This window comes from Mucilaginibacter corticis (assembly GCF_007558865.1).
Taxonomy (GTDB): domain Bacteria; phylum Bacteroidota; class Bacteroidia; order Sphingobacteriales; family Sphingobacteriaceae; genus Mucilaginibacter; species Mucilaginibacter corticis.
This window is the reverse complement of the sequence record NZ_VLPK01000001.1, coordinates 2,222,643-2,235,120: the sequence shown is the minus strand read 5'-3', so window position 1 is coordinate 2,235,120 and position 12,478 is coordinate 2,222,643. Positions and strand designations below refer to the sequence as shown.

General features: G+C 43.6%; 12 protein-coding genes. 2 read left to right on the top strand and 10 right to left on the bottom strand.

Annotation, left to right across the window (positions count from 1 at the left end; genetic code table 11):
• Positions 1-29: 29 nt before the first annotated feature.
• The 3 genes from FO440_RS24390 to FO440_RS09860 all read right to left on the bottom strand — a co-directional run bounded on the left by FO440_RS24390 (position 30) and on the right by FO440_RS09860 (position 1,850).
• Entirely contained in the window at positions 30-179 is a 150-nt protein-coding gene (locus FO440_RS24390; protein WP_222103952.1) for a hypothetical protein, read from the bottom strand.
• A 118-nt stretch (positions 180-297) separates the two neighbouring features.
• Complete coding sequence (locus FO440_RS09865) at positions 298-744, bottom strand: BLUF domain-containing protein (protein ID WP_144248023.1); 447 nt, start codon at positions 742-744, stop codon at positions 298-300.
• Positions 744-1,850: a PAS domain-containing sensor histidine kinase gene (locus FO440_RS09860; RefSeq protein WP_144248022.1), complete on the bottom strand. Its 1,107-nt coding sequence runs from the start codon at positions 1,848-1,850 to the stop codon at positions 744-746. The genes FO440_RS09865 and FO440_RS09860 overlap by 1 nt, the downstream gene beginning before the upstream one ends.
• Positions 1,851-1,982: 132 nt before the next feature.
• Between FO440_RS09860 and FO440_RS09855 the strand changes: the two genes are divergently transcribed.
• Positions 1,983-2,297 carry a hypothetical protein gene (locus tag FO440_RS09855; protein ID WP_144248021.1) on the top strand — a complete coding sequence of 105 codons (315 nt, stop codon included), beginning with the start codon at positions 1,983-1,985 and terminating at the stop codon, positions 2,295-2,297.
• A 113-nt stretch (positions 2,298-2,410) separates the two neighbouring features.
• On the opposite strand, the gene FO440_RS09850 is transcribed toward FO440_RS09855, so the two are convergent.
• From FO440_RS09850 to FO440_RS09820, 7 genes are all read right to left on the bottom strand, one after another.
• Positions 2,411-3,703: an outer membrane protein assembly factor BamB family protein gene (locus FO440_RS09850; RefSeq protein WP_144248020.1), complete on the bottom strand. Its 1,293-nt coding sequence runs from the start codon at positions 3,701-3,703 to the stop codon at positions 2,411-2,413.
• A gap of 64 nt (positions 3,704-3,767) precedes the next feature.
• Entirely contained in the window at positions 3,768-3,926 is a 159-nt protein-coding gene (locus FO440_RS09845; protein ID WP_186292621.1) for a response regulator transcription factor, read from the bottom strand.
• The gene (locus FO440_RS09840) at positions 3,904-4,386 is read right to left on the bottom strand and encodes a response regulator (protein ID WP_186292620.1); all 483 of its coding nucleotides are present in this window, start codon (positions 4,384-4,386) and stop codon (positions 3,904-3,906) included. The genes FO440_RS09845 and FO440_RS09840 overlap by 23 nt, the downstream gene beginning before the upstream one ends.
• A 5-nt stretch (positions 4,387-4,391) precedes the next feature.
• The gene (locus FO440_RS09835; protein ID WP_144248017.1) at positions 4,392-5,336 is read right to left on the bottom strand and encodes a sensor histidine kinase; all 945 of its coding nucleotides are present in this window, start codon (positions 5,334-5,336) and stop codon (positions 4,392-4,394) included.
• Positions 5,337-5,922: 586 nt separating this feature from the next.
• Entirely contained in the window at positions 5,923-7,869 is a 1,947-nt protein-coding gene (locus FO440_RS09830) for a glycoside hydrolase family 30 protein (protein WP_144248016.1), read from the bottom strand.
• Between the two features lie 9 nt (positions 7,870-7,878).
• Positions 7,879-8,640 (bottom strand): SGNH/GDSL hydrolase family protein, encoded by a 762-nt coding sequence (locus FO440_RS09825; RefSeq protein WP_186292618.1) that lies wholly within the window; start codon positions 8,638-8,640, stop codon positions 7,879-7,881.
• Positions 8,641-9,032: 392 nt separating this feature from the next.
• Positions 9,033-10,292: a dienelactone hydrolase family protein gene (locus FO440_RS09820; protein WP_186292617.1), complete on the bottom strand. Its 1,260-nt coding sequence runs from the start codon at positions 10,290-10,292 to the stop codon at positions 9,033-9,035.
• Positions 10,293-11,020: 728 nt separating this feature from the next.
• Between FO440_RS09820 and FO440_RS09815 the strand changes: the two genes are divergently transcribed.
• Positions 11,021-12,454 (top strand): arabinose isomerase, encoded by a 1,434-nt coding sequence (locus FO440_RS09815; RefSeq protein ID WP_144248013.1) that lies wholly within the window; start codon positions 11,021-11,023, stop codon positions 12,452-12,454.
• Positions 12,455-12,478 lie beyond the last annotated feature (24 nt).

The following is a 12,478-nucleotide window of genomic DNA, read 5'->3' as shown; positions in this document are numbered from 1 at the left end:
TTGCGGACGATCTATCGTAACTTTAAAAACTAAAAGTTGTACCCCGACGTACTAAGCTCATGATTAAAACTGCTTTCCGCCAATTCGTGATGCCATAATGCTAGTTGCAGCTGGTGCCATCTTTCCCGATAGTCAGGATGGGTATAAACCATGATCTTGGTGCCCAGGATCTCTTGCATGGGATAATCCAGCAACTGGCACATGCCCTCGTTGATCTCGCTACGTCCGAAAGCCTCGAAAATCCTCTTGAAGCGGTTCTGCCCTGTTGGGTTCCTAATGCTATCATTGTAGCCGATATCAGCGTCCGCTTAACTGGTAAAAACTGCGTAAAAAGATCATTGCCATATCAAACTGTTCTTTGGGTTTTTCTAGCAAAAAATCATCGTTGAGTTCGAAATAACCGGGAAACCCGGCCGCCGTTTCCTCGGTTAAGGCCGCAAAACCCATGGACCAGTCCCGGAAGCTACGCTCCCTGATCTCCGTCTGGTAAAGCAATTTTACCTTCAGATGCCGATCATCCGTTTTGATTTTCTCGAAGAGCGTAAGTACTTCTGGCCTTACACCTTCCAATACCTGGATGAACCGGCCGGCATCATCAGTTGCTTGTCCCATTTTGTTATACAACAACATGCCCGTGATCCCATGGTCATGATTATAAGCTCGCGCCGTTTCCAGTAACTGATGGAGTGCGCCATGATCCATCGGTCCACAGGCTTTACTCATATAAATTAGCGAAAACAGCATTATTCTCCGATCTTAAAGCATACATTGAATATGGAACCTTTCCCAGGCTCACTTTCTACTGTGATCTCCCCACCTAAGGCCTCCACTTGGGTTTTTACGATAAAGAGCCCAACTCCCCTGGCATCATCGTTGCCATGAAACTTCCCGAACATTTTGAACAGCCTGTCACCATGCCGTCGCAGGTCAATGCCCAAACCATTATCCTTTACTCGCAACACCTGACAATCGCCTTCGATCACCAGCGACATTTCGATCACAAGCTGCCTGGCTGGATCCCTGTATTTCAGCGCATTGGTCAGCAAGTTCAGCAAAATACTTTCAAGGTAAGCCGGGTTGGTGAGCAGGATAACGGTTTCCGAAATTTGCATACGCAGTTCTGCGCCTGCTTCAGCGAGCGGGAGTTGCAGGAGTTTGCAAACCTTGGTCGCTTCCCGTAACAGGTTGATCTTTTCCAGCGGAAGACTCTTTTCGGCCTGTATGGTAATGATGTCATTCAAATAATGAATGGTACTGTCCAAAGCATTGATACTAAGTTTTAACAGTTCGAGAGAGTAGGAAACATCCTCCCGGTCGTTTTGATCGATACCATCGATAATTCCGCTTAAATTGGCTACATGCGAACGAATGTTATGGGACACGATATACGTGAATTCGGTCAGCCGTTCATTCTGGCGGGAGGTATTGGCCACCAGGTTTTCCAGGGTTTCCTGCCGCAGGATCAGGCTGGTCACGTCATGACCCATGCAAAGTACCTCTTTGAGGTTTCCCATCTCGTCCACTAAGCTGATAAATTCCCATTGCGTGTAGGCGATCCCCAGCGGTGTGTGTTTGCCCAGCCGGGCAGTATGAACCCTTTCCGGATCCTTAAGACATTCTTCGAAAACTTTGCTGCATAAAGCACGGTCCTCGGTCAATACCAGTTCCAGGTAGTGTTTGCCAATATAATTGCTTTCAAGAATACCCGTGGTCTCACAAAATAAGCGGTTGAGATAAGTAAAATGGCCTTGCAGATCCGTTTTTATGATGTGGAGGCTTCGATTATTAATGGAACTCGCCTCGTGTTGTTCCGCTTTAAACGAAATTTGGTCGTTCTTGAAAGTGATCATTGGCCACAAACTGTCATTAAAAGATTAAATTAACCCTGGCCGCACCAAAGGCAAAGTTTTAAAAGCTTAACAACCCCATCCTTTTAATGTTTGCAGGAAACCCTCGTCGGGCCAACTGATCCAAACAGGAAGATGGAAAAATTGTTAACAGGAAAACACGCATACATGAAAGATGAACAGGCATTACGCATCCTGATCGGCGAATTGTTGCTGCAGTTCAAATCCAGCGTCAATCTGATCTGTATAGTAAGGGTCTTACATGAACCCGACGATCCGGTTATGCAGCACCTTTATGCTAGTCAGGAGCAAGTATTGACGAATCTGCAGCAGGCGATCGCCCAGTTGCCCGATGTTGCACCGGCTATTCTGGCTGAAATTGACCGCATGGCCTGCGAACACCGCTTAAATATAATCCTTGCCGCCAACAGTATATCGCCGTCGGTCTAAGTTTAGAATTGTTGCGCCACGTCAGGTTTTATAACCGGTGATTGCTCAAAGAAAAAAAAATGAGAGCGGAAAGTTGCGCTAATGGTGATTGGGGTGCAAGCTGTCGTCATGCACTATTGCATAAAGGGCGAATACCCTTTACCGCCTGCATACACGCAAGCCGCCATAGCCCAACCTTTGTAGTCATCGAAACTTTTGGCATTAGCCCATTGCTGTTTACCTGTTACTAAATCAATGGCCAGAAACTGGTTGGCGGTCGTTGGCACAAATGGATTGATCGCTGTGGGGGGCAAAAAAACCTTAAAATAATACATAAGGTTACCGGCGATGAAGTACGCGGAACTTCGTCCTGAAAAATCCGTCTCAAAAAAGACCGGTTCAGCCGACAAGTCGGCCGGAATGCTGCCATAACGGTCGCTGATGTAGCTGCCATCAAATTTAGCCGGTTGCATATGGTATTGACTGATGATCAGCTTATTGTTCCACCGCTGGGTGATGGTGTTGGTATTAGGTACTAAAATATAACCGTCGCTAAACTTGCTGCGCTGTTTTTCTGTGCCGGACGCGAGGTCTACCTCACTCAGGAAATCCTGGTTGAAATCATAACCCCCATATACGTCCGGCCGGTAATGTCCGGTCTTTACATAATAAACCGTAGGTGTGGCGTATAATAATTGTGATTTTACAATAGTACCCGGCCAATAAAATAGCGGAATGTCCACGGTACCCGCTGTACCGATCTGCACACCGGATGAAGCGTTGTAAATTATGTTGCCTGCTATAAGTATGCCGTCACTGAGCGCGTTGGCTGAGATATTCGAGGCCGCAGCAATGCTCCATTTGACGGAAACGGTTTTGGCATCCATCGCAGTAAGATGCGTGGCATCGGTAAAAACATACAGCAGCTCGTTATAATAATTGATTTGTATCGGCGCGCCAGACAGTCCAAACTTCCATAAGAAATCATTGCTTTGCCTGGTCGCGTCCAGCGCATATACTTCGTATGAAGATATATTATCTTTCCTGACCCCAAAAAAAGTTTGCTGGTGCAAAATTGGCGTTAATGCATTATTGACAGCGTCGGTCCATACCAACTGGCCGGTGTGGATGTCGACCGCATTGATTTTGGTGGTTTGCAGGGTGTATAGGAGATTATTACCGGCGACCGGACAGCTCCAGGTCGTACTTGCATCTGCAGGATAAGTAAATTTAGCAAGGGATTTCCCGGTGGCTGCATTAAGTATATAGATCGCAGATCCACCGCTGGTTGGGTCAACCGTGTTCACAAAAAGCGTGGAATCGGGCAGCGAAACGTTTATTTGTTCACTACCCGGTTTCTTCCCATCCTTTTTACAGCTAAACAGCAGCAGCGTAACGCTGGCCAGCAACAAATATACTTTTTTCACACCGTATCCTTTTCCGGCAAAAGTACCGGATTTACCAAAGGCTTGCAATCCCCCAATCTGGGGATTAGTTGAGCCAGTTATTGGTGCCCGCAATTTTCAGGGCCTCGGCCTTGCTGCTGACGGCCAGCTTTTGATAGATATTCTTGCTGCGTACGGTTTCTTTGCTGATGAAAAGGTCCAGCGCGATCTTGGTATAACTTTTACCCGTGGCGATCCCCTGCAAAACTTCGGTTTCCCGTTCGGAGAGCGGCGACCCGGCAGAACGGGAAAATGACCGGACGACCATTTTTGCGATCTGCAGGCTCATCGGCGCGCCGCCGGCAAAGGCCTCCGAGATATTCTGAACGATATGACCGCTGTCCGAGTTTTTTAACGATATAACCACCCGCCCCGGCACATAAAGAACGGAACACTTTTTCGCTGTCTTCCAACACCGTAATGATCAATACGATGCAGTCGGGGCGCAATTTTTTAATGCGCTGTGTGCCTTCGATCCCGTCGATGCCCGGCAGATCGATATCCATTAACACCAGGTCCGGTGCATCGGCCGCCAGGTTTTTCAGTGCGGCTTCGCAAGTGGCATAATTGCCGGTTACCTGGTAACCGGGGGTTTCATCAATTACGGCGGCAAAACCTTCGCTGATCCTGGGATTATCTTCTACAAGGACGATTCGTTTCTTCATAAAAATTAAATTAAATGCGCTATCGGAACGGTAATTTCCACGGCAGTACCGACGGGTTGCTGGTGGATCGCCAGCCGGAAATGGTTCCGGGCGCATCTTTTCTCCATATTACTCAGGCCATAATGCGTGGTCGCCGGATCGGCCTCTTTCCAGGAGCCGTTGTCGGACAGCCAATAGACTACATTTCCCGGTACGATCCACATCTTGAGCCTGACCTCACTGGCACCGGCATGTTTTACCACATTGGTCATCGCCTCTTTAAATATGGAAATGATATTAAGCGCGGCAGATGGCGGCAGTTGCATTTGCCTGGTGGCTTCAGCTTCCGCGGAAAAGGCGATATCGAACTGGTTATAGTAGAGCTGCCCGTAACCGGTCAGGTAATCAAACAAGGTGCCTGGTTCATCACTGTGGTGATTCAGGTGCCAGAGAAAATCCTTGCTGCTGGCATATAAGCTGTTACTATTGTTTATGATGCTGTCTACCAGGGGCCGGACCTCATGGTCCTGGGCCAGTTTCATGTTGAGCAGCGATGCCTGCCTCGTTATCGCGGAGAGCATATTCCCGGTCTGGTCGTGAAAGTCGGTAGCCATCGTTTCCCGCATGCTGTTGAGCTGATCCGTCCTGGATTTGACCGCTTCATCCAGTACGGTGATCTTTTGTTCCTGCAAAGCGTTGAACTTCAGCCTTGCCTTTTCCTGATCAAGCTGCAGGTAAGCCAGGAAGCCGCCAAAAAACAGGGTGATCAGCTCATTCATCCCGAAAGCATAAAGCGGTTCTCCCAGCACCATTCCTATCGGAGCCGCCAAATGGGCCCGCAGCGTTGCGTAGTAAAGAAAGCCGAAAAAACAGAGATTGCCGATAATTGCCAGCCAGCCCCATTTTTTGTCGGCCCAGATCGAAACGAGCAGGTACATATGAATGATCGCGACATTCGGCGAATGGATCATTCCCGAATCGGCTACCAGACCATAAAGGATCCAGTAACAGGTCAGCGCCGAGAACGCCAGTCAGCTACATAAGTATTCCATTCCGCCGCTCGTTCATAAGGCCCCATACCCGGAATGTTCTCGAAATCTTTAAATGTTTTGTTGATCAGATTTTCCATGAAAATTGTATTTGTTCAGGTCGAAGGTAATGGACAAAATAGCCCTTAGTGGGGAATTAAAGGGCATTTTTTAACTTTTCTACAAAATATGAGTTTTAACTTTCAAAGCTTAAAAAAAAGCGACGTTCGCTTTGTGCACCGCTTTTCAATTTTTGAATTTTCTTAAATTTTATCATGTATAAGTTTGGTAGCTCTCAATTAAACTTTTACTCGGAATTTGAAGGTCGACTAATCAAATGAAGTGTTCAAAACCTACGTTATCGGCAATCTATACAATAAAATAACAGTTGTAATTTTATTGTCATTTTAGTTCGACTTCACATGAATCTAAAATTAAGCAAGAAAACGTTTTTATTTGTAAAAGAATGCTATTATCGACCATAAACTCGCCAAAACTTCGAAAAAGTTATATTTCCAAAACTGTATCGTCATCGATCATTTTTTATAGGTGACACTTTAATATTATCGAATAGATTTTTATCATAAGTGCTGGCAATAAATGCCATTCCTTTTGCCCCCCCGTTATTTTGTACAAATGCAAGCTTTTTATTATCTATGTAGCCACTTATATTTGAACCAGCCATTTCCAAGCGTAAATGGTGCCAGTTTGAAGGCACGAATTGTGTGATCTGGCCGGAAGCTAACGTAGAATATTTCCAATTAAGTTGCCAACGGCCATCGCGAGTAAGTATCAATCTATAGCCTAGGCTGTCCCTCTGGGCATACCTGCCTCCAATTTCGGCGTCTCCCCCTCCGAGAAAAACATCGCCATCAATGGCGTAATTAGACCAATTTTGATCTCCAAATAAAGAATGAGGTTTTAATAACCAATTAGTATACCATAATAAACCCTCAGCTGGCACATCTTGCGCCAGGCACATGGATCCGTTCGGATATTTGCAGGTTTCAAACGTTCCTTTTTGGTCGGAAAAATAACGAGGTGTCTGGTGTTCTTTGTAGGTTTCAAAATTTTCTTCATAGGGAAAAGGGAAAGCCTTTGCCGGCGGCGGCGGCCCGAATGTCCCTTTCTTTTGCCCGGTGGTGTTTGTTATAGAATAAATTGCGTCGGCATCCAACTCTAATTCCAGAGTGCTGCCTAAAAGTTTTCGAACAGGCATTTCCACAAATTGCTCTTTTTCTGTTGATCTCCAAATATGGATCGGACCTTTCTTTAAACCTTCGCCAATGTTCAGCTTTACTTTTCGTTTATCGCCGGTGACAATGATCACCGACCAATCGCCCGTTTTGGGATCTCTCAAAGCAACATGACTTCCTCGCCAGGTTGATTTGTCTAATTGACCGCAAGCCTCATTCATGTAAACCCAACCGGGTTCAGCGAATTGGGTGGTATGGGCTAAGGCCCATACTGATGGCCAAATTGTGTAATGACCACTCCAGGGAGAGTCAGACTGTAAAGCCCCCGTATTTGCCCAGATAATTTGGTCATAAATACCATCTACCGGGCACCATATCTCATATTTAGTAATTCTGTCCATGGAGTAGAGCTTATTCATCAGCCTTGCTAGATACATAGTGCCAACACCACCCCAGGTTTCACCTGATTGACTCCATTCCTCGCTTGCCCACAGAGATTTACCAGATTTTTTCGCTTTTTCCGTAGCGCGACGATTTGCTTTCTGATCAATGTTCCATGGCTCCCGACCGTCAACATAATGATAACCTACCGCACTGATCAGTTTATCCAATTTGGGATCTTTTTCTAATTTATCGAATATTTGCCAGTACTCGCTGTCATCATCCGGCGCTTGCAATTTGACTTTTGAAAATCCTTTGGCATCAAGTGTAGGCCTCAAGGTATTAGCCACCCAATTAAGATCAGTTCCCATTTCATTTTCCCCGGCCGCTATCCAATCCAGTTCCAGCCCATAATTTTTTCTGGCAAGCTTTAAAAAGGAAACTATCCAATCCGCAGAATTCTGTGAAAAACGAGTTCCTGTCCAACGAGGGAATGCCCACGGCAGGCAGTCTAAGAAAATTTTGGAATTTCTTTTTCGTGCTTCGGACATCAACCATAATTCGTAACCCCGCTCAATTGGTGCGTTCAACTCGTCCTTGGTGATAACGTGTGAAGGTTCGCTGCCACAAGTCGAGTTTTCGCCACTGCCTATTTCTACCTTCAGGTGTTGGAACCCTGCGCCAAATTTTGGCTTAAATAGAAAGTCCAGAATTTCCGAACGCTGTTTTTCGGGATAATCTGCAAGGTTCCTGCTGGAGGCACCAGCACTTACCGCGCCGATACCTTCAAAAGTTCTGCCACTATCTTTGGCGCTTAACTTTATATTTTGTCCCTGAGCTGACCCAGTGATCAGGATACAACCACTAATAATGAGTAAATTAACGTACTTTTTCAACATAGATTTAGTTTATTTAATTAAAAGTCCCAGGATGGTTTGGGCATACCACCTTGCCAGGTAATCATTGGGATGGTTTACATTATTTCCTGTCATGTCCTGATAAGATTTACGCTTAAGCAGTTCCGCGTGTACTCCGGTCATATCGGCAACTGCAATGCCTTTCCTTATTAATTTTTCCAGTTCGGCCATATATAAAGATTGTATCCCATTTTGTGTAGCATCAGGGTTGGGTAACATGGGGGCTATTAGAATAAATTCAGCCCTGGCGTTTACTTGCCGTATCTGCCCGATCATTCCGGCAATATCCTGGCGGTATTTATCCGGTGAAACATTCGCGGCACCATCATTCATTCCAAACCCGATAATCACGAGATCCGGTTTTTCGGAATTTACTTCGTTGTTTACCTGTTCTAACCCCCAACTCGCAAGTTTTCCGGGGATGGCATTGTTAACGTAGGCTATCGGAGAATGGTATTGGTTACAAAGTTGATTGACTATGAGTTCGGGCCAGGTAGGCATAAATGGCGGCGTATTCATATAATCGCTGGTATTGTAGCCGGCCTCAATGCTGTTACCATAAAATACGATCTTTAAATGTTTTTCATTTCTGAGTTTTGTTAAGGTTACCGGCAGACCCATTTTACAAAATTGAGGTATTGGCCCTTGCCATTTTTCACCTATAGCTTTAACATAGGTCAACGCTATTTGTAGTGCACTAAAAAATGGTTTTTCGGTGAACAGGACAAAAGTTCCCGGCTTTTTTCCCGTCATTGATAAATCGGGCCTAAAGCTTTTAAAAACCAGATCCTGTTTTTTTGTAATGGGTATATCTGACCCAGGTAAGAGGATTAACCTTCCATCGCGTATATCCCAATCTTTACCTTTTTTAAATATTTTATGATAGTCCGAGCTTTTTACAGATAGTATCTGTTCCGCATTATACAATAGTCTGCAATTAATGCTACCGTTATCAATGATCGGCAGTATTGTCTCGTCTACAATCGTGTCAGCCTTCCAAAAAGGGACGCAATAATTATTAAGACTAATATAAGATTTCCAACGGGAGGAAATAGTATCCCTCATTTGTGCCTGTGCGCTAAGGCCGGTAAAAGCACAAATAAGGTAAGAAACTATTTTTTTACCAGCATTTAATTTGAGCATGGTCAATAGATATCACTTGATGTAACTGCACCCCGTGTATCTGTTAAGTGAGCATAAAAATTAACGTTCTTTTTAACCAGATCAACAGGAATGGTAGCTGTGTATGTTTTCTTATTTTTCTCCGTCGCAGTTAAAGGCATCCATTTTCTTGCGTCCCATCTGGCCTGAGGTTCGCTGTAATAAACCTGTACAGTTTTAATAGCAACTCCAGAAGGAATGTCAAGCTTGATCGTAACCTCCTTCGTACTATCTTTCATACTCTTTACATCAGATATTGCCACATGGCCAAAAGGGCTTCCTAAACCTTTCAAATTGTAATCAAAAAACAAACCTTGCATTAAAGCACTCGTTGGTGCTTCTCTGTGATTTACATTTGGCCCCCAAACATGATTTTTAGCCTTTGGGATAGCCTGCAAAGTAGCATTTACAGATTCCACCCAGAAATAGGTATCGTTAACTGCAGCCTCCATAAAAAAGTTGGCTTTTATATGAGGTGCCCGACGCCCTGCATCAAAATAAGTGAGCCAGGTTGTTCTGATGGAATCGGGGAGATCTTCTATGATTTTTTTCCAGTAAGTGCCTTTGTCAAAAAATCCAGCGCCCCAAAAGGCATAAGCCGCTTTTACTTTATCACCTAATAAGCCTGACAGCATAGTGGTTGAATAGCTTCCCCAGGAATATCCGGTAATGCCCATTTTCTCTGCATCCACATTTGGTTGGCTACGCAATAAATTAAATGCTTCTATACCCGCTACTTCCGCATCAACCAGCGAACTGCTTTTGGGGCCATTTTTTAAATAAAAACGGGGACGTTCATCAGGTGCGGGGGTTGCTTTCCAGGGACCGCTGGAATAAGGAGTTGTGTTTGTGTTACAAAAACCTGCCATATCACAAGCAAATGCCGCATATCCTTTACGAGCCAATCTTTCAATTATGCCTTTGGCGTTCTGAGCATTTCCATCACCTGCATGAATGACCAAAACACCGGGAAACTTTCCTGCCCTCTGCGGGAATGCCATGATACCGTAAATTTTATTTACACCATTTTTTGAACTAAAAACAATTTCTTTGGTGACAATGGCTTCATCGCCAGATCCTGAGTTTACCGTACTGATAACCTGTAAAACAGTTGGGATACTGTTCAAATAAGGAGTAAATGGATCTTCGCCTGTTTTGGTAAAGTGAAATAGTCTGTTATTTAAGGATTTTGCACTGGTAAAAAAAGCACATAAAATAAATATGCTGGTTAGTAATCTTCTCATCTGTAAAATAATAATACGGTTTACTATCAAAAGTAATTTGAAACGACATTTGACGCGCATCGAATTCTGACACTTTAAATGTAATTTTTGACTTTTGTACATTTTATTAACATCTATCAAACAGTCAGGGTTCTCTATATTAAACTTTCTACCAGTCTAACACCTGCCCGACCAAATCATCAAGAATGTACTTTTTTACTCAAAAAATGAACTAAAAAACGGCAACAAATTTCTGATCATGTAGTTACACGCTATTCTTGATCGATTTTAATGTAAATTACAGTTTAACTATTTGATCCATTATAGGCTACCTTTAAAACGGGTCAAAATTTTGGGTATTAATGTCAAAAAATGATGAAGTATGGCCGAATGCCACCATAAATTCGTAGTTATATTTCTATCTAAGAAAAGTATTGTGTTTCAATTGCGATTTGAATGGAAAACTTTTGACGGCATTGTTTTAATAAAAAGACTTAAGGACTAAATAAGATATGCATGCCGACCTATTTAGTGTTTATTTGGTTCTACGGTATCAAAGCATATACATATAACAGATATGACTCGATTTAACATTATTAAATTACTACCTCATATTATAACTATCATCTCCGTTCAGATGCCAGAATAAGAAATCAAAATTTCAAGTTCAAATATCATAACGTAATGTTATTGGACAGCTAACACCTATTACTTTAGTAAACACAATCAATTTATAACATTTAAAAATTATGCAAAAAACTTTACGTCCTAAAATCGGATTGTTTGGCATTGGCCTTCAAGCATATTGGGATCAATTTGACGGCTTAGAAGAACGCCTGACAGGGTATTTGGACGTGGTAGCTGAAAAAATCATAGCTCACGGCACTGATTTGATCAATCTCGGTCTGATCGATTCTGTAGATAAGGCTTTTGAAGCTGGCGATAGTTTCAAACGTGAGGATGTAGATCTTATCATCATACATGTTACAACCTATGCATTATCTGCAACCGTTGCTCCGGTTTTGCGGAAAGCGAAAGTCCCGGTAGTGATCTTGAATCTATCACCTGAACCCAACATTGATTATAAAAAATTTAATGCAATGGGGGATCGGACGAAAATGACCGGAGATTGGCTTGCCTTTTGTTCTGCCTGTCCTATTCCTGAAATTGTGAACATGCTCAATCGGCACAGTCTAAAATATGCTCAGATTACCGGAATGTTACACAACGATCCATCAGTTTGGACGGAAGTTAAACAATGGATAGAGGCTGTAAGAGTTGCGAGGACATTATCCTATCAAAGAATAGGTTTGATGGGGAATTATTATGGGGGTATGATGGATATTTATACCGATCTGACCCTTATAAACGCCACATTTGGCGGTCATATGGAAATAATAGAGGTTGATGAATTGTCGGCACTGCGGGAATCGGTTTCCAAAGACGAGACGGATTTAAAGATCCGGGATGTTCATCAAACTTTCGAAGTTCAGCAGGACTGTTTAGAAGATGAGATTGAACGAGCGGCAATTACCGCTGTGGCCCTTGATAAGATTGTGAGCAAGTATAAACTTGGGGCATTTGCATACTACCATAAAGGCAGCGGTAATGTGGCAAATGAAAATACAATGTCTTCAATAATTCTCGGAACTTCTTTGTTGACCGGCTGCAATGTCCCTGTAGCCGGTGAATACGAGGTAAAAAATGTAATTGCCATGAAGATCATGGACACTTTTGGCTGCGGCGGATCATTTACAGAATTTTATGCGATGGATTTTGCGGATGATGTAGTGCTGATGGGCCATGATGGACCCTGCCATCCGAAAATTGCGGAAGGCAAGATAAAAGTAAAACCTTTACAGGTTTATCACGGGAAGGTAGGTAAAGGCCTATCGGTCGAAATGTCTGTGGCGCATGGCCCGGTTACGCTTCTATCCGTATTGGAGGACGGCAAAGAGGGAATTGGATTCCTGATAGCCGAGGGGGAATCTGTACCCGGCGAAATCCTTGAAATCGGAAATACTAACAGCCGTTATAAATTTCCTATCGGCGCTAAACAATTTGTCGAAAGTTGGAATAACAACGGTCCGGCCCATCACTGCGCTGTTGGTAAAGGACACATCGCCAACAAATTAATCAAACTATCCTTCTTACTGGGAATACAATATGTTCAAGTATGTTAATGAGCTAAAATAAACTAAATCAAC